This window comes from Leyella stercorea (genome assembly GCF_019052365.1).
In the GTDB taxonomy this organism is placed as follows: domain Bacteria; phylum Bacteroidota; class Bacteroidia; order Bacteroidales; family Bacteroidaceae; genus Prevotella.
In genome coordinates, this window is record NZ_JAHQUY010000002.1 from 1 (window position 1) to 22,551 (window position 22,551).

General features: G+C 55.4%; 16 protein-coding genes and 1 tRNA gene. 11 read left to right on the forward strand and 6 right to left on the reverse strand.

The features are described from left to right. Position 1 precedes the first annotated feature (1 nt). Both KTQ90_RS00495 and KTQ90_RS00500 read right to left on the reverse strand, forming a co-directional pair. A tRNA-Tyr gene (locus KTQ90_RS00495) sits at positions 2 to 83 on the reverse strand. Between the two features lie 127 nt (positions 84 to 210). Then, positions 211 to 525 carry a HigA family addiction module antitoxin gene (locus tag KTQ90_RS00500; RefSeq protein WP_254359330.1) on the reverse strand — a complete coding sequence of 105 codons (315 nt, stop codon included), beginning with the start codon at positions 523 to 525 and terminating at the stop codon, positions 211 to 213. A gap of 182 nt (positions 526 to 707) precedes the next feature. Here KTQ90_RS00500 and KTQ90_RS00505 point away from each other — a divergent pair, with 182 nt between their 5' ends. Beyond that, positions 708 to 4,082 (forward strand): glycoside hydrolase family 2 TIM barrel-domain containing protein, encoded by a 3,375-nt coding sequence (locus KTQ90_RS00505; RefSeq protein WP_217316803.1) that lies wholly within the window; start codon positions 708 to 710, stop codon positions 4,080 to 4,082. Positions 4,083 to 4,888: 806 nt separating this feature from the next. Here the strand turns inward: KTQ90_RS00505 and rsmD are convergent. Together rsmD and KTQ90_RS00515 are read right to left on the reverse strand one after the other, a co-directional pair. Further along, the gene (gene rsmD, locus KTQ90_RS00510) at positions 4,889 to 5,446 is read right to left on the reverse strand and encodes a 16S rRNA (guanine(966)-N(2))-methyltransferase RsmD (RefSeq protein WP_022157461.1); all 558 of its coding nucleotides are present in this window, start codon (positions 5,444 to 5,446) and stop codon (positions 4,889 to 4,891) included. A 128-nt stretch (positions 5,447 to 5,574) separates the two neighbouring features. Beyond that, positions 5,575 to 6,267, reverse strand: coding sequence for a DUF3822 family protein (locus KTQ90_RS00515; RefSeq protein ID WP_217316804.1), 693 nt, complete (start codon positions 6,265 to 6,267; stop codon positions 5,575 to 5,577). A 134-nt stretch (positions 6,268 to 6,401) separates the two neighbouring features. Between KTQ90_RS00515 and KTQ90_RS00520 the strand changes: the two genes are divergently transcribed. The 10 genes from KTQ90_RS00520 (at position 6,402) to KTQ90_RS00565 (ending at position 18,787) form a co-directional block, all read left to right on the forward strand. After that, positions 6,402 to 7,418, forward strand: coding sequence for a glycosyltransferase family protein (locus KTQ90_RS00520; RefSeq protein WP_217316805.1), 1,017 nt, complete (start codon positions 6,402 to 6,404; stop codon positions 7,416 to 7,418). A 93-nt stretch (positions 7,419 to 7,511) separates the two neighbouring features. Further along, on the forward strand, positions 7,512 to 8,423 hold the full coding sequence (locus KTQ90_RS00525; protein WP_217316806.1) for a PorP/SprF family type IX secretion system membrane protein: 912 nt from the start codon (positions 7,512 to 7,514) through the stop codon (positions 8,421 to 8,423). Between the two features lie 158 nt (positions 8,424 to 8,581). Beyond that, positions 8,582 to 10,042: a T9SS ring complex lipoprotein PorK/GldK gene (gene porK, locus KTQ90_RS00530; RefSeq protein ID WP_022157457.1), complete on the forward strand. Its 1,461-nt coding sequence runs from the start codon at positions 8,582 to 8,584 to the stop codon at positions 10,040 to 10,042. Positions 10,043 to 10,052: 10 nt separating this feature from the next. Further along, complete coding sequence (gene porL, locus KTQ90_RS00535; protein WP_217316807.1) at positions 10,053 to 10,943, forward strand: type IX secretion system motor protein PorL/GldL; 891 nt, start codon at positions 10,053 to 10,055, stop codon at positions 10,941 to 10,943. A gap of 11 nt (positions 10,944 to 10,954) precedes the next feature. Next, a complete protein-coding gene (porM, locus tag KTQ90_RS00540; protein WP_022157455.1) occupies positions 10,955 to 12,499 on the forward strand; it encodes a type IX secretion system motor protein PorM/GldM in 1,545 nt (514 codons plus the stop codon). A gap of 59 nt (positions 12,500 to 12,558) precedes the next feature. Then, entirely contained in the window at positions 12,559 to 13,614 is a 1,056-nt protein-coding gene (gene porN / locus KTQ90_RS00545; protein ID WP_217316808.1) for a type IX secretion system ring subunit PorN/GldN, read from the forward strand. A 62-nt stretch (positions 13,615 to 13,676) separates the two neighbouring features. Further along, the gene (locus tag KTQ90_RS00550; RefSeq protein WP_217316809.1) at positions 13,677 to 14,297 is read left to right on the forward strand and encodes a porin family protein; all 621 of its coding nucleotides are present in this window, start codon (positions 13,677 to 13,679) and stop codon (positions 14,295 to 14,297) included. Continuing rightward, positions 14,297 to 16,570: a replication restart helicase PriA gene (gene priA, locus KTQ90_RS00555; RefSeq protein WP_217316810.1), complete on the forward strand. Its 2,274-nt coding sequence runs from the start codon at positions 14,297 to 14,299 to the stop codon at positions 16,568 to 16,570. The genes KTQ90_RS00550 and priA overlap by 1 nt, the downstream gene beginning before the upstream one ends. A gap of 121 nt (positions 16,571 to 16,691) precedes the next feature. Beyond that, entirely contained in the window at positions 16,692 to 17,693 is a 1,002-nt protein-coding gene (locus KTQ90_RS00560; protein ID WP_217316811.1) for an NAD-dependent epimerase/dehydratase family protein, read from the forward strand. A 131-nt stretch (positions 17,694 to 17,824) separates the two neighbouring features. Further along, positions 17,825 to 18,787 carry a phosphatase PAP2 family protein gene (locus KTQ90_RS00565; protein ID WP_217316812.1) on the forward strand — a complete coding sequence of 321 codons (963 nt, stop codon included), beginning with the start codon at positions 17,825 to 17,827 and terminating at the stop codon, positions 18,785 to 18,787. Between the two features lie 173 nt (positions 18,788 to 18,960). On the opposite strand, the gene KTQ90_RS00570 is transcribed toward KTQ90_RS00565, so the two are convergent. Continuing rightward, positions 18,961 to 20,892, reverse strand: a complete 1,932-nt coding sequence (locus tag KTQ90_RS00570) for a sensor histidine kinase (protein WP_217316813.1) — start codon at positions 20,890 to 20,892, stop codon at positions 18,961 to 18,963. Positions 20,893 to 20,993: 101 nt separating this feature from the next. Further along, complete coding sequence (locus tag KTQ90_RS00575; protein WP_217316814.1) at positions 20,994 to 22,352, reverse strand: sodium-dependent transporter; 1,359 nt, start codon at positions 22,350 to 22,352, stop codon at positions 20,994 to 20,996. Between the last annotated feature and the right edge of the window lie 199 nt (positions 22,353 to 22,551).

Consider the following 22,551-nt stretch of genomic DNA (forward strand, 5'->3'; position numbering starts at 1 on the left):
GTGGGTGGTGATGGATTCGAACCACCGAAGGCATAGCCAGCAGATTTACAGTCTGCCCCATTTGGCCACTCTGGTAACCACCCGATAGCTTTTGTCTTAAAAGCGAGTGCAAAGGTACAAATTAATTTTGATACTACAATAACTTTGCACAGTTTTTTTTCATTATCTGTAAAAACAAACGCAAAAATAGTGAAAGAGCACTTGCTTACACTATAATGCAGCTGCTATTCTCCTCACTTTTGCCAATTTATCCATAAAAGTTGCATCTTTACGTGTAGTCTGAATATTATAACGCATCTGCATCTTCAACAATGGTTCAGCGTTTATACCCAACGCAGCCTCAAATAAAAGCGCTGTCTTTTCGGTAATGGGACGTCGAGCATTAAGTATTTCGTTAAGTGCCGAATACGCAATACCCATTTCATCTGCCAACTGACGTTGGGAGATGCCTCTATATTCTATCTCATCCTTAATGACCTCTCCCGGATGTGTGGGGAAAGCAGGATTTATATTATTTGCTATCATATTTGGTGTCGACATATTATTTCTTATTTATTATCTTTGCAAAAATAGTGCAACAAATTGACATTCACAAATTTTGTGAAGATAAATTCATTTACATTAACAATAGCAATGAAAATTTGTACGACTCCCAAATTAATAGTAAATTTGCAGTAATTCGGAAACAAATCAAAAAACCTAAATAAATGAAGAGAACTTTATTGTTAGTGGCTGTTGCAGCATTGGTATGCAGCGGCACTGCCTACGGACAGCGCAAGGCGAAGCGTCAGACAAAGAAGGACGTGCCTACGATTGTTCATTCGGTTGAGGTGAAGGACATCGCCGAGGTGGTTGACTCATGGGTGGAGAACGAGCAGAAGTTTGAGGACCAGAAGCTCCCGGCACACGCTACATTCATACCCTACTCGTCTACATCGCAGATGATGCAAGACAAGTGCTACGCCATGCCGTGGCTCACGCCGGAGCGTGCCGACTACCTGCTGCTCAACGGCGAGTGGAAGTTCCGCTACACAGCTGACTGGAAGCAAGGCAAGCCCGAAGCAAAGGACTTCTATGCCGACAACGCCGACGTATCGGCTTGGGACGACATCAAGGTGCCGCTCAACTGGGAGATGGCTGGTTATGATGTGCCTGTATATAACAATGTGGGCTATCCGTTCCACAATGACCCGCCGCGCATCAAGGCGATGGACGACAACTTCGACAAGAATCCTGTGGGTTCGTACCGCCGCACGTTCAACCTGCCCGAAGGCTGGGAGAAGGAGAAGCGCGTAGTGCTCCACTTCGACGGAGCGTGCAGCGCCATCGTGGTATGGGTGAACGGCAAGTACGCCGGATTCTCTGAGGGTGCGAACACCGACGCCGAGTTCGACGTGACAGCACTCGTACGCAAGGGCGAGAACAACGTATCGGTGCGCGTGTACCGCTGGTCGGATGGTTCGTATCTTGAGGGTCAGGACATGTGGCACCTCGCCGGCATCCACCGCGACGTGTATCTCATGGCTACTCCGAAGGTGGCTGTAAGCGACCATTACATAACATCGCAGCTCAGCGAAGGCTACACCGCAGGTTCTATGAACGTGGAGCTGACCGTAGACAACTCGCTGAAGCAGAGCGCAAGCAAGACGCTCGAAGTGGAGCTGCTCGACCCTGCAGGTCAGCTCGTTGCGAAGAAGCAGCAGGCTGTGACGCTGACAGCGAAGGACGCACAGAAGACTGTTTATATAGACTTCGAGGGTCTGAACGACCTGAAGCTCTGGTCGTCTGAGCACCCGTGGCTCTACACCGTCATCGTACGCCAGCTGAACAACGGCGGCGAAGAGATGGTGTTCTCTACGAAGTACGGCTTCCGCGCCGTGGAGAAGAAGGGCAACCTCATCTACGTTAACGGCAAGCGCGTGTACTTCAAGGGCGTTAACACGCAGGACATCCATCCGCTCTTTGGTCACGCCATCGACGTGAAGACGATGCTGCGCGACGTGGAGCTGATGAAAAAGGCCAACGTAAACACCGTGCGCACATCGCACTATCCACGCCAGGCGAAGATGTACGCCATGTTCGACTACTACGGACTCTACTGCATGAACGAGGCTGACGTGGAGTGTCACGGCAACCAGAGCATCTCTAACATGCCGTCGTGGGAGGGAGCATACGTAGACCGCACGGCACGCATGGTGCTGCGCGACCGCAACCACCCGAGCGTGGTGTTCTGGTCGCTCGGCAACGAGTCGGGCGGCGGCTGCAACTTCCAGGCTACATACGACTGCGTGAAGCGCCTGCTGCCGCGTCGCGACGCATGGGTTCACTACGAGGGATACAACCACGGCGAGAAATATTCCGACTTCGGTTCGGACATGTACCCTGTGGTGAGCAAGGTGGTTGAGCAGCGCGACGGACTGAACAACAAGCCTTACTTCATCTGCGAGTATGCTCACGCTATGGGTCAGGCTGTAGGCAACCTGCAGGAGTACTGGGACGTGATAGAGAACAGCAAGGGCATCGTGGGCGGCTGCATCTGGGACTGGGTAGACCAGGGCATCTACGACACACGCCGCATCAAGGCTGGCGAACCGCTGAATGATCCGAAGACAGGCATTCCTTACTACACTTCGGGCTACGACTATACAAAGATGAACCGCGGCGACTATGGTTTCCAGGGCGACTTCATGAGCAACGGCATCATCACTCCGGGACGCGAGTGGACGGCTAAGCTCGACGAGGTGAAGTACGTGTATCGCGATGTCGACTTCGTGTCGTTCGCCAACCACAAGCTCACACTGAAGAACAAGTTCGCCTTCACCAACCTGAGCGACTACCAGCTCGTATGGAGCATCAGCGGACGCGGCGAGGGAGAGAGCAACTTGGCTCACGGCGCAGTGAAAGACCTGCAGTGCAAGCCGGGCGAAACATGCGTAGTGGAAATTCCGTACGACGTGAACGTTCCGGCTGACAAGGAGATTATCATCACCTTCAAGCTCAAAGTTAAAGACAAGACCGCATGGGCAAACCGCGCTCATGTGATTGCGGCACAGCAGTTCCGCCTCACAACAGACGCTGCTGCCAACTGTCCGTCGGTAGCCGACCCGACATACGTGCAGCAGAACCACATCGCTCTGCCCGCAATCAGCGAGAAGGGCAAACTGAAGGTGAAGGGCAACAGCGTTGAGGGCAAGAACTTCAGCATCAAGTTCGACACTGACGGTACTATCGCCGAATGGACATTCGATGGCAAGCAGATCGTCATGCCGTCAGCAGGCCCCGACTTCAACGGCTTCCGCCGCATCGCCAACGACAACATCTCGCTCGGCGCAACGGGTGGCGTAGCCGAGAACGAGAACAAGGAAGAGGGCGCGCTCACTGGTCAGAAGACGCTCGTAAAGGCTCCGAAGAAGCAAGGCAAAAACGTGGTCGTGGAGACTGCCGTATCGAACGGCAAGGACACTCACCACATACTCTACACCATCTACCCGAACGGCGAGGTGGACATGCGCGTAGCGTTCAACAACTCGTCGGAGGAGACACGCCGCGTGGGCATCACAATGCAGTTCGCACCGGGCTTCGAGGGCGTGCTCTACTACGCTAAGGGTCCGCGCTCCAACTATATCGACCGCCAGCGTGGTTCAATGCTCGGCTGGTACCGCACGTCGGTAGACAAGATGTTCGAGGAGCTGTCGACTCCGCAGACCATGGGCGACCGTCAGGGCCTGCGCGAACTGACGCTCAGAGACAACGGCAAGGGCTTGCAGCTGAACATGAAGGTGGGGGGTCAGCTCGCCTTCTCGCTCTCGCACTACGACGACCAGCAGTTCAACTACGACGTGTTCTACGGCGGCAAGCACCCGTACGACCTCACTCGCAGCGAGCAGGTGTTCGCTCACTTCGACTTCTGGCAGCGCGGCATCGGTAACCACTCTTGTGGCGGCGACTCTTGTCTGCCGCAGTTCAAGACTCCTACTGGCGAGCACGTGGTGACAATGCGCTTCACTCCGAAGACTTTCAACCCGAAAGCACGCTTCAGCGCTGACATCGTGAAGAACATCAAACCGATGGGAATTAAATAACAGCATCTTGACGCTCGTTTTTTAACAACGGATTAAACGGATTCGTTGTTAAATACGTTGCTAATCGTAGCGGAGGTCTCCGGCCTCCGCAACACCAAGTCGGCATTTGCACTAAACAAACAGCGGATTAAACGGATTTTTATTGATTGAGCAATAAAGTCCGTTTAGTCCGCTTTTTCGTGCTCTGAACACAGCATTTCCCCAGGGGGTGCACTTGTCTCAAGTGCACCAACACAGCAAGCCGTAAACCAACACAGCAAGCCATAAACCAACACAGCAAGCCATAAACCAACACAGCAAGCAGTGCACTTGAGACAAGTGCACCCCCTTTGAGGATGGGCACGCAACTTTTTGGTTCCGTGTTCGGTTTCTATAGAATGAGTTTTTTCGCGGAAGTTTTCTTGTATTATATTTGCGAGTAAAAGTAAAGGAATAAAAAGGTAAAAAAGTAAAAAAACGCAGAAAATAACATGTTTCTTTACAACAAACTCACTTACTGAAAACATAGAAAGCGGGTTAACGAATTTTTGAATGCGCCAACCGTAGCGGAGGTCTCTGGCCTCCGCAGCTCCAAGTCACAGTTATGATTGTCCTCAGCTTGCTGCGGAGACCGGAGACCTCCGCTACGGATGGATACGCACCCTAAACATCTGAATTCCGTGGAAGCACACCCAGGGGGTGCAGCTGTCTCAGCTGCACCAACCGAGCAGATGGTACGCCCTCTCGGTTGGTGCAATTCTTGATCGGTTGGTGCACTTGAGACAAGTGCACCCCCTAAAGAATTCTATGGGAAAGCAACCAACAATCTACGCTTCCTCCGTGGTATCCTCCGGCGCACGGAACAGCGAGAAGTTGACGCTGCCGTAGGCGCGGTGCTCTATGAAGCCCGGCACATCAGAGAAGTCGTTATGCTTACCGTGCTCGAAGACGAGCAGACCGCCGGGGCGCAGCATTCCCTTACCAAGGATGAGCTGCGGTATGGTAGGCAGCGTGGGCAGAGCGTAAGGCGGATCGGCAAAGATGAGGTCGTACTGCTGCTTGCACGACTTGATGAAACGGAACACGTCGCCACGGATGAGGATGTTGTCCTTCGTGCCGAGCTTCGTCATGCACTCGCGGATGAACGACGCATGGTCGCGGTCCATCTCCACGCTCACAACCGGAGCGCAGCCGCGCGAGAGCAGTTCGAGCGAGATGCTGCCTGTGCCAGCGAAGAGGTCGAGCGCCTGTGCGCCATCCATATCGATGTAGCCGTTAATCACGTTGAAGATATTCTCTTTGGCGAAGTCCGTAGTAGGACGTGCCTTGAACGAGCGCGGAATATCGAAGTGGCGCCCTTTATATTTTCCTGTTATTATACGCATGATGTAATGGTGTTGAGATGGTGTGGTGGTGAGGTGTTGAGATGTGTGGTGAGATGGTGAGGTGGTGTTATGTTGACATTTGCATTGCATATCTCAACACCTCAACATCTCAACACAACACCTCAACATCACAACTCATTTACATTCTTCACAAACTGCCCGAGCTTTGTCTTCAGCGTCTCGGGCTCCTCGGCGTTGCCTGTGATGACGAGAATGTCGGTGGGTCGCATGGCGAGCTGCTGCCACACGCTCATGATGTAGAACACGGCGTCCTGCGTGTCATCGGCATGGAACGAGTTGCAGAAGCGCAGGCGGTGCTTGCGGAAGGCGATGATGTCGAGGTCCTTGCCGCGGAACACGCAGAACAGCTTCTCCTGGAAACCGCCGTACGCACGCTGGTTCAGGTCGGCGAGCGTAGAGGCGATGCGCGGCTCGAAGCACACGTAGCGGAAGTTCTCGTTGAGCACGAAGTGGAGGTCCTTGTTCACGGCGAACGCCACCACCACGCCCAGCGCGTCGAGCGGCGACGTCTGCACCTCGTCGGCTGCAGCGAGGCTGAACGCGTTGCGGTAGAGCAGTGTGGCGCTGCCTGCGCTGTACTCGTCCTCGGGGATGAGCATCACGGGCGTGTCGACCACCACCGTCACACGGTCGTACTGGCGCGGATGGCGCAGCAGAGCGCACGAGGCGAGAGCCTGTCGCAGGTTGGCAGCCACGGCGATGCCCGAATTCAGGGCGTACGTCTCGCGATCGTTGCCGCCGTCGGCAGAGTCGGTCTGCAGCGTCATCATCGTGTTGTCTATCGTGATGATAAGTTTCATGTTTTTATACTGATATGTTTGCACAAAGTTACTGAAAAAGTTTGGGTTATGCGAAAAAAACAGCGTTGCAATGCCGTTCTATAGTCAAATTTCTGTAATTTTGTAGAATTGAAAAGACAAAAACCACAACGCTTATGCAATCATACAAGACCGACGTAGCAGTACTCATACTCTTCTTCAACCGTCCCGACCACATCGGCAAGGTGTTCGACGAAGTGCGCAAGGCGCGACCATCAAAGCTGTTCCTCTATCAGGACGGACCGCGCGGCGAGCGCGACATGCCCGGCATAGAGGCATGCCGACGCATAGTAGAGAACATCGACTGGGAGTGCGACGTGCAGCGCCTCTACCAGGAGCGCAACTACGGCTGCGACCCCTCGGAGTACATCTCGCAGAAGTGGGCGTTCTCGTTCGTCGACAAGTGCATTGTGCTCGAGGACGACGACGTACCCTCGCAGTCGTTCTTCACCTTCTGCAAGGAGATGCTCGACCGCTACGAGCACGACGAGCGCATCTGGATGATTGCAGGCTTCAACCCCGAGGAGCAGCTGTCCGACTACCCCTACGACTATCTCTTCACCTCCGTGTTCTCTATTTGGGGATGGGCGTCGTGGCGCCGCGTCATCGACAAGTGGGAGCCCGGATACCCGTTCCTCGACGACCGCACGTCGATGCGACAACTCAAGAAGATAATGCGCCAGCGACGCTACTGCGAGGACACGCTGCGCGCATGCTACGACCATCGCGCGTCGGGCAAGGAATACTACGAGACGATATTCTGGGCATCGATGGTAATGAACTCCGGACTCGCCATCATGCCCTCGCACAACCTTATCAATAACCTCGGAGCCACCGACGGGTCGACTCACTATACCGGCTCGCTGCAGACCATGCCGCGCCGACTGCGCCGACTGTTCACCATGAAGCGCTTCGAGCTGGAGAGCGAACTGAAGCACCCGCCGTACGTGATAGAGGACGTCGACTTCAAGGAGCAGGTGTACCGCACGTATGCCTACGGTCACCCGTTGATAAAGTTCGGACGCTCTTTGGAGGAGCTCGTGCTCAATATGCGCTACGGCAACTTCGCGCATATATGGCGCTCGATAGGCAACCGCATACGCAAAATATTCGGCAAAGACAGCCATTGGTAAGCCACGAGAAGCAAAAAACTTAATAATCTCACAATAATATTAATAAACAAACGTTATACATACGTGTTAAAACGCGGATACATAATAATAACGATGATATTGTCGCTTGTCTCGATGAAGAGCCAAGCGCAGTACGACGTATCATTCAGCCACTACTTCGACATGGAACCTTCGTTCAATGCCGCAGCAGTGGGAAAGTCGCCGAAGCTGAACATCGCGGCGGCTTACGCCATGCAAATGGCTGGATTCAAGCGCAACCCTAACACGATGTACGCCGGAGCCGATGCACAGTTCCTGCTCATGAAGCAGTTCCACGGCGCAGGCGTGCAGTTCATGAACGACCAGATTGGTCTGTTCAGCCACAAACGTCTCGCCCTGCAGTATGCGTTCAAGTTCAAGTTGTTCGGCGGACAACTGTCGACAGGCATCTCAGCCGGACTGCTCAGCGAGAGCTTCGACGGAACAAAAGTGGATCTTGAGGAATCAAACGACCCCGCATTCTCATCGTCAAAAGTGGACGGCAACTCAGTAGACCTCGCCGCCGGACTCTATTACTCGCACCGCAACTGGTACGTAGGCGTCTCGGCGCAGCACCTCAACTCACCCTGCGTGAAGCTCGGCGAGACCAACGAGTTGCAGGTAGACGCCACCTACTATCTCACCGGCGGCGCAACCATCCGTCTGCGCAACCCGTTCCTCACCATCCTACCCTCGTTTCTCGTGCGCAGCGACCTCTCGGGCTATCGCGGCGACATCACCGGACGCCTCGTCTACACCAACGAGAAGAAGATGATGTACGCCGGCGTAAGCTACGCCCCTACGATATCAACGACGGTGCTCATCGGAGGCAAGTTCCACGGCATCGTCCTCGGCTACTCCTACGAGATATACACCTCTGCCATCAATCCAGGCAACGGAAGCCACGAGATATTCATCGGCTATCAGATGGACCTCAACCTACAGAAGAAGGGCCGCAACATGCACAAGAGCGTGAGAGTGCTGTAGCCCCTCCCAACCCTCCCCATCGGGGAGGCTCAGAAAGGCTTAGTCACCAGTTCTCCAAGATAGCCATAGCCCCTCGGCTTAGAAAGGCCTAAAGAGGCTTAGATAGGCTTAACCCTCCTACCCTCCCTCAAAAGAAAGAAAACAAAAAACAACAATAGATGAAAACAACAAAAAGCATATTACTATTAAGTCTCATGGCACTCACCATGACACTCACCGGCTGCTTCGGCAGCAAGGCAGCCTCGTCGGCAGGACGCGGCGGCGAAGTGGTGGGCGTGAGCGGACGCTCGTTCGCCGAGCCCGCACCATACGGCATGGTGCGCGTAGGACGCGGCTACCTGCGTATGGGCCTCGAAAGCCAGGACAGCCTGTGGGGCAAGCAGACACCCGTGAAGGACATCTCTGTAGACGGCTTCTGGATGGACGAAACCGAAGTAACCAACTCAAAGTACAAGCAGTTCGTGGTGTGGGTGCGCGACAGCATCATACGCACACGACTCGCCGACCCGCAGTATGGCGGCGACGAGACATACATGATCACCGAGGACAAGAACGGCGACCCCGTCACTCCGCATCTCAACTGGAAGAAGCAGCTGCCGCGCAAGCCTAACGAGGACGAGCTGCGCGCCATCGAGAGCGTGTACACACGCAACCCTATCACCGGCGAGAAGATGCTCGACTACCGTCAGATGAACTACCGCTACGAGGTGTACGACTACACGGCTGCAGCGCTACGCCGCAACCGACTCAACCCCGAGGAGCGCAACCTCAACACAGACATCGCCGTAAACCCCGACGAGGTGGTGATGATATCGAAGGACACGGCGTACATCGACGACGAAGGACGCATCGTACGCGAGACAATAAACCGTCCGTTGAGCGGTCCGTGGGACTTCCTCAACACATATATAGTTAATGTATACCCCGACACAACATGCTGGGTGAACGACTTCCGCAACGCAGAGAACGAGACATACCTGCGCAACTACTTCTCTAACCCTGCCTACAACGACTACCCCGTAGTGGGCGTCACATGGGAGCAGGCCAACGCCTTCTGCGCATGGCGCACCGACTATCTGCTGAAAGGTCTCGGCCCCGAAGCACGCTACGTGCAGCGCTACCGCCTGCCGACAGAGGCAGAATGGGAGTATGCGGCACGCGGAAAGAGCGGCACCGAGTTCCCGTGGGAGGACAAGAGCGTGAAGAGCGGCGACGGATGCTTCTTCGCCAACTTCAAACCCGACAAGGGCAACTACACCAAGGACGGCAACCTCATCACATCGAAGGTGGCTATCTACGGCTCCAATAGCAACGGACTCTACGACATGGCGGGCAACGTGGCAGAATGGACAAGCACCGTATACACCGAAGCGGGCGTAGAGGCGATGAACGACCTCAACCCTACACTGCAGTACAACGCGGCGAAGGAAGACCCGTACAGACTCAAGAAGAAGAGCGTGCGCGGAGGTTCGTGGAAAGACCCCGAGTCGTTCATACGCTCTGCATGGCGCACATGGGAATATCAGAACCAGCCACGCTGCTACATCGGATTCCGCTGCGTGCGCAGCTTGGCTAACACATCAAGCGGCAAGGTAAAAGCAAAAGGAAAAAAGAAATAAATAAAAAGCTATGACTATTTACAGCAAATTCAACATAGTCTACCACTTGCAGAAGTGGATGGACAGTGTCCCCGGACAGACATTCCTCAACTACGCATACAGCTGGGGTGCATCAGTCGTAATTCTTGGTACGCTCTTCAAGCTCACCCACCTGCCGGGTGCCAATATCATGCTTTTCGCTGGTATGGGCACCGAGGTGTTCGTGTTCTTCATCTCGGCGTTCGACCGTCCGTTCGACAAGACGCAGGAAGGCAGAGACCTCCCAACTCACATCGACGAGGAGGAGATAGACCGCGAGGAGGCTGAAGCAGAGGCTGCATACAACGCCGGCGTGCAAGGCAGCGTAATCATCGGCGGCGGCGCAGCAAGCACTGGCGCAGGAGTTGCTGGATCTGGCGTTGGCGTAAGCGGCGGTGGCACTATTATAATAGGTGGCGGTGCAGCAAGCGCAGCCGCTTCAGCAACAGCACCGGCTTCTGAAGGCGCAGCACAGACTGTTGCCGGCGGAACACAGACTGTTGTTTCGCCCGAAGCAGCTCAGACAGCAGCCGCAGCAGCCGAACTGGCAGCCAACCACGAGGTGGCTATGCAGCTGGCAGACGCGCAGGCAAACTATCTCGACGAACTCAAGCGCCTCACAGAGACCCTGCAGAAGGTGTCAGACCAGAGCGTGCGTCTCACCCGCGACAGCGAGGAGATGGAAAACCTCAACCGCACACTCACCGGCATCTGCAAGATATACGAGATGCAGCTCAAGGGCGCAAGCCAGCAAATCGGCACTATCGACCAGATCAACGAGCAGAGCAAGCGCATGGCAGAACAGATAGAGCAGCTCAACGGCATCTATGCACGCATGATTGAGGCAATGACCGTCAACATGAACTTGAAAGTAAAAGAGTAAAAACCCTAAGAATGGCAATAAAGAAAAAACATATCTCCCCACGCCAGAAGATGATCAACCTCATGTATGTGGTGTTGATGGCGATGCTTGCCCTGAACATTTCTTCGGAAGTGCTCAACGGCTTCTCTATCGTGGAGGAGAGTCTGAACCGTACCACTGCCAACTCCTCGAAGGAGAACGAGGTGCTCTACGGCAACTTCGCCGAGCAGATGAAGAAGAACCCGCAGAAGGTGAAGGAGTGGTTCGAGAAAGCTACGGCTGTGAAGCGCATGAGCGACTCGCTCTACAACTTCGCGCAGGCGCTGAAGGTGCAGATTGTGCGCGAGGCTGACGGCAAGGACGGCAATATCTACAATATTAAGAGCAAGGATAACCTCGAAGCGGCAAGCCATGTGATGCTCGCTCCAGGCACCGGTCAGGGCAAGAAACTCTATGACGCCATCAACAACTTCCGCGAGCGCATCCTCAAGATGGTTCCCGACAAGCATCAGCGCGACATCATCGAAAGCAACCTCACGACAAAGGTGCCGAAGAACGCCAACACGCTCGGCAAGAACTGGCAGGAGTACATGTTTGAGGACATGCCCGTTGCAGGTGCCGTCACGCTGCTCTCGAAGCTGCAGAGCGACGTGCGCTACGCTGAAGGCGAAGTGCTGCACACACTCGTTGCGAACATCGACATGAAGGACATCCGCGTCAACAAGCTCTCGGCGTTCGTAATACCCGAGTCGAAGACCGTCATCAGCGGCGACCAGTTCTCTGCGCAGATCGTAATGGCAGCTGTCGACACCACGCAGCAGCCGGAGATATACGTAGGCGGACAGCGCATCACCAACGGACTCTACCGCTTCACGGCAGGCGCTGTAGGCGAGCATCAGTTCGGCGGATACATCACAATGCGCGACGGAGCAGGCAACGTGATACGCCGCGACTTCACACAGAAATACACCGTCGTAGCACCGAGCGCCACCGTATCGGCAGACCTCATGAACGTGCTCTACGCCGGCTACGACAACCCGATAAGCGTCAGCATACCTGGCGTGCCTCTCAACGCCGTGTCGGCTTCAATGTCAGGCGGTTCGTTCCGCTCTATCGGCATGGGCAAGTACATTGCGCGTCCGTCGGCAGTGGGCAGAGACGTCACTATCTCCGTCGCATCCAACGCCAACGGCAAGTCGCGCCAGATGGGCAAGTTCACATTCCATGTGCGCAAGCTCCCCGACCCGGCAGCATACATGCAGATCGGCACCGACCGCTTCCGTGGCGGCGGACTCGCCAAGGCTTCTATCATGAGCGCTCCGGGCATCAAGGCAGCCATCGACGACGGCATCCTCGACATCCAGTTCAAGGTGGTGAGCTTCGAGACCGTGTTCTTCGACAACATGGGCAACGCTGTGCCGATGGCTTCGGCTGGCGGCAACTTCTCTGAGCGCCAGCGCGACACCTTCCGCAAGCTCTCAAGAGGCAAGCGCTTCTACATCTCGCGCATCACAGCGGTTGGCCCCGATGGCATCACACGCAAGTTGAACGGGTCTATGGAGGTTATCGTGAAATAAAACAGGGCTTCCTAGCCCCCTAGATATCCTAGAAACCCTAGAAAACAAAAAACAAAACAATGAATAAATTCTTAGCAATACTCCTCGCCGCCCTCTTCTGTGCCGATATAGCTTCGGCACAGCCTGCGGCACGCCGCCGCGAGCAGGCTCAGCAGCAACAGCAGAAAGACCAGGGACTGAGCGTGCGCGCCCAGATATCGTTTCCAACGCAGAAAGCGATGGACGAGGACGTGACATGGCGACGCGACATATACCGCGAGATAGACCTCACGGAGGACGCCAACGCCGGACTCTACTATCCGGTGGAGCCGGTAGGTTCGCAGATGAACCTCTTCACTTATATCTTCAAGCTCGTGATGAAGCGTTCTATCACCGCCTACGAATATCGTCTGGACGGCAATGAGGTGTTCGACGACGCAGCGAAGGTGAACCTAAAGTCGCTGCTCGACAACTATCACATCTTCTACGAGCGCACCGACCGCGGCATACGCATCGACGACAGCGACATCCCGTCGCGCGAAGTGACAGCCTACTACGTGAAGGAGGCTACATACTTCGACGACCGCAACTCGGCGTTCCACACAAAGGTGCTGGCGCTCTGCCCTATCCTCAAGCGCGAAGACGACTTCGGCGACGCTGCCACAAGCTATCCGCTCTTCTGGGTAAAGTACGACGACCTTGCTCCGTTCCTCACAAAGCAGACCATCATGACAAGCAACCTCAACAACGCTGCTACAATGTCGATGGACGACTACTTCACGAAGAACATGTACAAGGGCAAGATATACAAGACCACGAACATGCTCGGCAAGACACTCGCGCAGTACTGCCCCACCGATTCGGCTATGAAGAAGGAGCAGAAGCGCATCGAGAAGGAGCTTACCGACTTTGAGCAGCACGTATGGGGCACAGGCGAACCGAAAGACTCGCTCGACAGCATCGCCGCTGTAGACAAGAAGACGGCTAAGGCTATCAGAAAGAAGAACCGCCGCGCAGGTGCCTCAGCCTCAACAAAGACAAAGGCAGCGAAGGTGAAGAAATCACGCTCGCAGAGCAGCTCTTCGAAGTCGTCGGGCAGCGCAGCACGTGTCAGCGTGCGCAGACAGCGACATTAATTTTCAACCACCCCACGTTATCAAGCAAACGCAAATTGAATATTAACTAAAACAAAACAGGTATGAAAAAGATCTTTACATCAGCAGCTATCGCACTTGCGATGCTTTTCACAGCAAACACAGCGAATGCTGGTATCAACTTCGGTGTTAAGGGCGGTCTGAACGTTACAAGCATGAGCCTCAACTCAGAGGTGTTCGACGCAAGCAACCGCGCAGGCTTCTTCTTCGGTCCGACCGTAAAGTTCACACTGCCTATCGTAGGTCTGGGCATCGACGCTTCGGCTCTCTACGACCAGCGTGAGGCAAAGCTCACCGTAGGCGAGGCAAAGACCAAAGAGACCGTGAAGACACAGGCAATCAATATTCCTATCAACGCACGCTACAGTGTAGGCTTGGGCAGCGTAGCAAGCGTACTGTTCTTCGCAGGTCCGCAGTTCGGCTTCAACGTAGGCGACAAGAACGTTGACCTCGGCGGCGACAGCCGTTGGAAGTTCCGCTCATCACAGTTCAGCGTGAACGTAGGCGCAGGCTTCAGCTTCATGAACCACTTCGAGGTTACAGCCAACTACAACATCGCTTGCGGAAAGACCGGCGACGCTACACTCAGCAAGACAGTAAACGAGGTGTTCAAGGACAAGGGCCGCACAAACGCTTGGCAGATTGCCCTTGCATACTATTTCTAATGCACTTCGTAGACGTAATACTTCCTTTACCATTAGAAGGAACATTCACATACTCCGTGCCTGAGCCGATGGTGGCTCAGGTGCGGATGGGTGTGCGTGTACTTGTGCCCTTAGGCAGGTCGAAGACATACACGGCTATGGCGGTGCGGTTGCACAGCGAGAAGCCCGAGTTCGAGACACGCCCAATCATCCAAGTCATAGACACAGAGCCGGTGCTCATCGAGCAACAGCTACGCCTATGGCAGTGGATTTCTACCTATTACATGTCGCCCATTGGCGACGTATTCAAAGCCGCGCTCCCTGCCGGTCTGAAAGCCGAAGAGAACTATCGTCCGAAGACGGTGCGCTGCGTCACGCTGCCCACCAAGCTGCGTTCGGAGCAGTCGCTCCACATGGCGCTCACCATCCTGAAGCGCGCGCTAAAACAACACCAGACATTCATCACCTACCTCGAACTGTCGCATTGGAACGAGATTGACGGCGAGACACCGCCGGCGCATATCGCCGAGATAGCCTGCGACGAGCTGCAGAACGCAGCCAACGCATCAGATGCGGTATTGCGCCAGCTCATTCAGCGCAACTTCCTCGAACTTTACCATCGCGAAGTGGGCCGCCTGAACACCTCCGGCGAGTATCACCCCGAGCGTATTCAGCCGCTCAGCCCGGCGCAGAAAGCGGCTGAGGACAGCATCAGCCGCCAGTTCAACGAGAAGAACGTAGTGTTGCTGCACGGCGTAACGTCGAGCGGCAAGACCGAGATATACATCCACCTTATAAAGAAAGCCATCGACGAAGGCAAGCAGGTGCTATATCTGCTGCCCGAGATAGCGCTGACGGTGCAGATGACGCGCCGCCTGCACAACGTGTTCGGCTCGCGCCTCGGCATCTACCACTCAAGATACAGCGACGCCGAGCGTGTGGAGATATGGAAGAAGCAGCTCTCCGCCGAGCCTTACGACGTAATACTCGGTGCCCGCTCTGCCATCTTCCTGCCCTTTACGCGCCTCGGACTCGTCATCGTCGACGAGGAGCACGAGACCTCGTTCAAGCAGCAAGACCCTGCGCCGCGCTATCACGCACGCTCGGCAGCCATCATGCTCGCCCGAATGTACGAAGGGGCTAAGGTGCTGCTGGGCACGGCGACGCCATCTATGGAGAGCTACCACAACGCCTGCACGGGCAAGTACGGCTACGTGCAGCTCACAACCAGATACAAGGACGTGGCGATGCCCGAGATACGCGTCGTAGACACCAAGGACCTCTACCGCCGCAAGATGATGCGTGGGGCGTTCTCGCCCGACTTGCTCGAAGCGATGCGCACGGCGCTCAGCAACAAGAAGCAGGTGTTGCTGTTCCAGAACCGCCGCGGCTTTGCGCCTATGGTGGAGTGCAAGGTATGCGGATGGGTGCCTAAGTGCAAGAACTGCGACGTGTCGCTCACCTATCACCGTTCGATGAACCTGCTCACCTGCCACTACTGCGGCTACACCTACCCCGTGCCGAAGCAGTGCCCCAACTGCGAGAGCACCGAACTGCTCGGTCGAGGCTACGGCACGGAGAAGATTGAGGACCGCGTGCGCGAGTTGTTCCCCGAGGCGCGCATCGCCCGCATGGACCTCGACACGACGCGCTCGGCTGGCGCCTACGGACGCATCATCGACGACTTCTCCTGCGGCAGAACCGACATACTCATCGGCACGCAGATGATAACCAAGGGGCTCGACTTCTCGGGCGTCACGGTCGTGGGCATTCTGAATGCCGACACCATGCTCAACTATCCCGACTTCCGTGCCTACGAGCAGGCGTTTCAGATGCTCTCGCAGGTGAGCGGCAGAGCTGGCAGGCGCGACGAGCGCGGACTCGTCATTCTGCAGACCAAGAGTGCCGACCTGCCCGTGATACAGCAGGTCGTGGCGGGCGACTTCAAGACGTTCGCCCGCGACTTGCTCGAGGAGCGCAGCATGTTCCGCTATCCGCCGTTCTACCACCTCGTCTACGTCTACCTGCGCCACCGCAACGAGCAGCTCGTAGACAGCGCCGCCATCGAGATGGCTTCGCGTCTAAGACAGGCGTTCGCCGACCGCGTGCTCGGCCCCGACAAACCGGCTGTGGCACGTGTGAAGACCGAGTCGATACGCAAGATTGTCATCAAGCTCGAGCAGGGCATCAACCTGCCGCTCGCACGCCAGTGCATGGCAGAAGCACGCACGCAGCTGCTGCAGGACAAGCGCTACGCAGCCATGACCGTGTTCTTCGATGTCGACCCAAGCTGATACATTTATACATACAAGCGAGTTAGCGAGATGAAATGAGTCTACTAAAAAAGCTCTTTTATTTCGCTAACTCGCTTTTTTATAGTAACTTTGCAGCCTGTACTATGTACCAATATTAAGAATGACTAACAAGATACTTATAACAGGAGCCAGTGGCTTCATTGGCAGTTTTATCGTTGAGGAAGCCCTCAACAGAGATATGGAGGTGTGGGCAGCAGTGAGAAAAACCACATCGCGCAAATATCTTCAGGACAAACGCATACATTTTATTGAGCTTGACTTCGGTTCGAAGGAGCAGTTGAAGGCGCAACTCGGCGAGCACGAGTTCGACTACGTCGTTCATGCCGCCGGCGTTACTAAATGTCTCGACAAGGCCGACTTCCGCCGCATGAACACCGAGGGCACAAAGCACTTCGTCGATGCGCTCATCGAGCTGCAGATGCCGCTGAAGCGCTTCGTGTTCCTCAGTTCGCTCAGCGTCTTCGGCGCCATACACGAGCAGCAGCCCTACCAGGACATCAGCGAGCACGACATGCCGCGCCCCAACACGGCGTACGGCAAGAGCAAGCTCGACGCCGAGAAGTACCTCGACGGCATCGGCAACGACTTCCCCTACATCATACTGCGCCCAACCGGCGTCTACGGACCGCGCGAGAAGGACTACTTCCTCATGGCTGAGAGCATAAAGAAGCACATCGACTTCGCTGCGGGATTCAAGCGCCAGGACATCACGTTCGTCTACGTGCTCGACGTGGTGCAGGCGGTGTTCCTCGCTCTCGACCGCGGCATGAGCGGCAGAAAGTATTTCCTCTCCGACGGCGACGTATACAGCTCTACCGAGTTCAGCGACCTGCTGAAGAAGGAGATGGGCGTGAAGTGGATGCTGCGCATCGTGGCGCCGATATGGGTGCTGCGCATCGTGACGTTCTTCGGCGAGAAGCTGAGCCAGATAACGAAGAAGCCGACCGCGCTGAACAACGATAAGTATAACATTCTGAAACAGCGCAACTGGCGCTGCGACATCGAGCCGGCTTGCGACGAGCTGGGCTATCATCCTCACTACAAACTCGCCGAAGGCGTGAAGCTCGCCGTTGAGTGGTATAAGAAGAACGGATGGCTGTAACGCCTGTGCGCGCAGGTGATTGCTCGGTTGGTGCACTTTTACTTGGTTGGAGCACTTTTACTTGGTTGGTGCACTTTTGCTCGGTTGGTGCACTTGAGACAAGTGCACCCCCTAAAATTACACTTAAGACAATGAAATTCCTTACACAACTTTTCTCTATAGACAAATCGCCCAAGCGCGGACTGCTCGCGCTGGAGTGGCTCGTGATGGCATACACGGTGTTCACGCTGCTCGTGGCGCTCTTCACTTACACCAACCTGCAGAACCCCGACGCCATGATTTGGGGCCGCGTGCGTGTGGTGGCAATGACCGTGGCGCTGTGGGTGGCTTACCGACTCGTGCCGTGCCGACTGACGCTGCTGGCGCGCGTGGTGGCGCAGATGTCGCTGCTGGCGTGGTGGTATCCCGACACGTACGAGCTCAACCGCATGTTCCCCAACCTCGACCACGTGTTCTGCCGCGCTGAGCAGTCGGTGTTCGGCTTCCAGCCGGCGCTCACCTTCGCTTCCACCTTCTCGTGGGCTCCCATCAGCGAACTCATGAGCATGGGCTACGCCGCCTACTATCCGATGATAGGTCTCGTGGCGTTCTACTATTTCTTCGCACGCTACAAGGAGTTCGAGCGCGCATCATTCGTGCTGCTCGCCTCGTTCTTCATCTACTACATCGTGTTCATCTTCGTGCCCGTAGCCGGACCAACGTTCTACTTCAAGGCGGTGGGCTTGGAGAACATCGCCAACGGCTTCTTCCCTGCTGTCGGCACCTACTTCAACACGCATCAGGAATGTCTGCCCACGCCGGGCTACGTAGACGGTTTCTTCTACGACCTCGTCGAGCAGGCTAAGGCAGCGGGCGAACGCCCCACAGCCGCCTTCCCGTCGTCGCACGTGGGCGTGTCGACGGTGTGCATGTGGCTGGCTTACCACTCGGGCAACCGCCGCCTGCTTCTCTTCCTCGCGCCGTTCTACTTCTTCCTCTGTCTCGCCACGGTCTACATACAGGCGCACTACGCCATCGACGCCATCGCGGGCCTCATCACCGGCACTGCTTTGTACTTCGCGCTGATGTATGCGACAAAGGGGTTGAGATGGTGAGGTGGTGAGATGGTGATATTGGTTGAGATGGTGAGATGGTGAGATGGTGAGATGGTGAGGTGGTGAGATGGTGATATTACCGCAGACTGGTAACGATATTCCCCCTATGCTGTAACGTCGTTACAGCATAGGGGGAATGTCATTTTTGCCGCGCGGTAATTGAGTTCAGACTGTTACTTCTGCTTTATAGGATGCGTAAACACGAAGCGTGCGCCCTCGGTGTACGTCGTGTCTACCCATATCTTTCCGCCCAATTCCTCGACGAACGCCTTGCAGATGGAGAGTCCGAGCCCCGTGCCCTGCCTGAACGAATCGAGCTTGCTGAAGCGTTCGAACACCTCCTGCGCCTTCTCCTTTGGTATGCCGCAGCCCGTGTCGCTCACACTGATGCTTATCATGTCGTCCTTGCGCAGCTTCTCGAGCGCAATGGTTATCGTGCCCTTCTCCGTACACTTCTTTGCGTTGGTAGTGAGGTTGGCGAGCACCTGCAGCAGGCGTTCGCGGTCGGTCTCTATCATCAGACGGCTGACGTTCGTCTCGACGCGTATCTCCACATCCGCCGACTTGTTGTTGGCATCGGCTATCTTCGCCGCCGTGTTCACGAGCGCCACCACGTCGTGCTCGCCGATGTTGAACTTCAGCTTGCCAGCCTCTATCTTCGACACCTCGAGCACGTCGTCTATGAGCTTCAACAGCATGTTGCTGTTGGTCATGATGAGGTCGGCATACTGCTTGCGCTCCTCCGCCGACATCTCTATCTGGTCGTTGGCGAAGAGCTGCGAGAAGCCCAGCACGGCGTTGAGCGGCGTGCGTATCTCGTGACTGATGCTGGCAATGAAACGCGACTTGGTCTGGTTTGCCTCCTCTGCGTTGTACTTCGCCACGAGCAGCTCCTTGCCCTGCTTCACGAGCTTGGCGCTCAGCCGGCGACTCTTGCGCAGCAGATGGAGCGTTATGGCGAGTGCCGAGACGAGCACGATGATGAGCACGGTGATGAACAGAATGGTGTCGCGATACTCCTCGAAGACGCTCAGCGGCTCGTTCACCACGTCGTAGTTGAAGCTGAAGCCATCGAGCGAGAGCTTCAGCATGTTCAGGCGCTGCAGGTCGAACACATAGCGGTTCTCCACCAGTTCTACCGGCTTCTTCCTGCCCGTCTTCAGAAACTCCACCACCTTGTCGGCAAGCGTGCGGCCCATGACATGATAGCGCGGCGAATAGCCCGCCACGGGCCAGTGGCCCATAGCTACGTCGGTGAGGGTGAACGTAGGCAGCTTCGGGTTGGTCTGTCCGAAGGTGTACGTAGAGTTGCGCACCACATAGCTGTTCGAGTTGTCCACGCTCCACGTACCTAACAGCAGCGCCTGCGAAGGCGGCATGTTCGATATCGTCTCGTCAGCCTCTATCATCGACATCTTTCTGCCGTCGATATAGTTCACGTCGAAGCGTTTGTCCTTCTGCGCGTACTTCTTGAAGAGCGCATGCATCGTTACGCCGCGCAGCGTGTTGTCGGTCATGAACGTGATCGTGCTGCACTTCGGGTAGAAACGCTTTATAAGGTCGAGGTTGCGCTTCACGTCGTAGTAGTAGAGCTCGCCGCCCACGATGTTATAGTCGTTGAAGTCTTTCGTAAGGTCGTACGACTCAGGGTCCCACTCCACAATGTCGAGATTCTGCTGAGCTGGAATCTTCACTATTGCCGAGTTTCTCATGCCCACTACAACTGGCGTGCGCTTCAGCTCGGCGTCGTCGAACGAGAAGAACACCGACGACGCCTCCAGACCCAGCAGCACGATGCACGCCGGACGGTTGCCGTGCTCGTAATACTTCCTTAGCACTCGTCTCAGTCGGTGGCGCCAGCCGAGGCAGTCGCGCAGGTTGTGCGCGTTGATGTCCTCAACGGTTATTGGATTTGGTATGCCGCTTCGGGTGTACTCCTCGAAAAACTCCGCAAGGTTCTCGTTCACATGGCGTACGGCGGTGTTGTACGACGACACGATCACCACCGGCGCCAACTCTTTCGGTGACGCCGTACGCTGCTCAGCCTGCGCCCATAACGGCAGGTTGAGCAGCACTGATAAAAGCAGCAGAATGACTGTTCGCATATATATGTATCTATATTGTTTGTTCTACCTACAAATTTAACTGAAAATAAGGAGTCGGCAAAACAAAGCAGATACTTTTTTAGCGCTTTACTTTTTTACTTTTACAACACTCCCAGCTGGTTGAGGAATATTGCCACGATGCACACCGGGCACACATAGCGCACGAGAATCATGTACACGCCGAAGAACGTGCCGCGCAGCGTGCCCCAGTTAGTGAACTCGTCCTTTATCAGCTTGCGCGGCACCACCCAACCCATGAAGATGCAGGTGAGCACTCCGCCGAACGGCAGCAGCAGCTGACCCGTTACGAAGTCGAACCAGTCGAACAGCGTCTTTCCGAACATGCTCAGCCAGGCTCTATCGCCGAGCGAGAGCGAGCAGAACGCGCCTATCACCGAGCACACCACCGTGACGAGGCGTGCCGCATTCTTGCGGTCGAGGCATGTCTCCTCGCTGAGGAACGCCGTGCTCACCTCGTGCAGCGAAATGAGCGACGTGAGGGCAGCAAGCGAGAGCAGCATGTAGAACATGACGGCTACGGCGGTGCCCACGAGCAGCATTCCGGCGAACGCCTGCTGAAACACGTTGGGCAGAGTGATGAAGATGAGCGACGGACCGCTGTCGGGGCTTACGCCCACGCTGAACGCAGCAGGGAAGATCATGAGTCCGGCGAGAATAGCCACCAGCGTGTCGATGACGGCGATGTTCACAGCCGACTTCAGCAGATGGGTCTCTCGCGAGAAATAGCTTGCGAACGTGCTTATGCAGCCCATGCTAAGGCCCAATGAGTAGAACGCCTGACCCATTGCGGCGAGAAACACCTTGCCGCTCACCTTCGAGAAGTCGGGCTTGAAGAGAAACTCCACGCCCTTCATTCCGCCGGGCAACAGACACGAACTCACAACCACCACCAACAGCAGCACGAAGAGTGTCGGCATGAAGGCTTTCGACGCACGCTCGATGCCGCCGCGCACGCCGCGCACGATGATGAAGTGGCAGATGCAGAGTATCGCCACGGTCCATAAAACCGGCTTCACGGGCGATGCGGAGAAGTCGGCGAAATAGTTAGCTATGTACTGGGGGTCGCCGCTCAGCTCGCCCACGCCCGAGGCGAAGATATACTGCAGGCACCAGCCCGACACCACGGCATAATAGCCCGTGATGAGGAAACCCGTGAGCACGCCCATCAGTCCCACGAAGCGCCACGCCTTATGCGTGTCCATGCGCGAGTAGGCGCGTGCGGTGTTGGCTGCTCCGTGTCTGCCGATGATAAACTCGCTCATCATGCAGGGAATGCCGAGCAGCATTATGCACATTATATATATAAGGATAAAGGCGGCGCCGCCGTTGTCGCCCGCCATATAAGGGAAACGCCATACGTTTCCTAAACCTACTGCCGATCCTGCTGTGGCAAGAACCATGCCCAACTTACTTCCAAAACTAACTCTCTCTTGTGTCATCCTTGATACTTTTTTATTGTGTTATTATTACCACTTGTTGCGTTTTCATTACAACTTATTGTGTTATCATTAACATGCGCACATTCTTTGCGCATTACAGCTTGCAAAATTACACATTTTTACGCTTTCTACAAACAATCGTAAACACAAAACGTCGTAGAAGTATACGATTAACAATGCGTCATATACAAAGAAAGGC

Coding starts and splice junctions, on each gene's coding strand:
- KTQ90_RS00560 (WP_217316811.1), top strand. CDS start 16,692: ATGACTAACAAGATACTTATAACAGGAGCCAGTGGCTTCATTGGCAGT.
- KTQ90_RS00500 (WP_254359330.1), bottom strand. CDS start 525: ATGATAGCAAATAATATAAATCCTGCTTTCCCCACACATCCGGGAGAG.
- porN (WP_217316808.1), top strand. CDS start 12,559: ATGAATAAATTCTTAGCAATACTCCTCGCCGCCCTCTTCTGTGCCGAT.
- KTQ90_RS00550 (WP_217316809.1), top strand. CDS start 13,677: ATGAAAAAGATCTTTACATCAGCAGCTATCGCACTTGCGATGCTTTTC.
- priA (WP_217316810.1), top strand. CDS start 14,297: ATGCACTTCGTAGACGTAATACTTCCTTTACCATTAGAAGGAACATTC.
- porK (WP_022157457.1), top strand. CDS start 8,582: ATGAAAACAACAAAAAGCATATTACTATTAAGTCTCATGGCACTCACC.
- KTQ90_RS00570 (WP_217316813.1), bottom strand. CDS start 20,892: ATGCGAACAGTCATTCTGCTGCTTTTATCAGTGCTGCTCAACCTGCCG.
- rsmD (WP_022157461.1), bottom strand. CDS start 5,446: ATGCGTATAATAACAGGAAAATATAAAGGGCGCCACTTCGATATTCCG.
- KTQ90_RS00565 (WP_217316812.1), top strand. CDS start 17,825: ATGAAATTCCTTACACAACTTTTCTCTATAGACAAATCGCCCAAGCGC.
- KTQ90_RS00515 (WP_217316804.1), bottom strand. CDS start 6,267: ATGAAACTTATCATCACGATAGACAACACGATGATGACGCTGCAGACC.
- KTQ90_RS00525 (WP_217316806.1), top strand. CDS start 7,512: ATGATATTGTCGCTTGTCTCGATGAAGAGCCAAGCGCAGTACGACGTA.
- KTQ90_RS00520 (WP_217316805.1), top strand. CDS start 6,402: ATGCAATCATACAAGACCGACGTAGCAGTACTCATACTCTTCTTCAAC.
- porM (WP_022157455.1), top strand. CDS start 10,955: ATGGCAATAAAGAAAAAACATATCTCCCCACGCCAGAAGATGATCAAC.
- KTQ90_RS00575 (WP_217316814.1), bottom strand. CDS start 22,352: ATGACACAAGAGAGAGTTAGTTTTGGAAGTAAGTTGGGCATGGTTCTT.
- KTQ90_RS00505 (WP_217316803.1), top strand. CDS start 708: ATGAAGAGAACTTTATTGTTAGTGGCTGTTGCAGCATTGGTATGCAGC.
- porL (WP_217316807.1), top strand. CDS start 10,053: ATGACTATTTACAGCAAATTCAACATAGTCTACCACTTGCAGAAGTGG.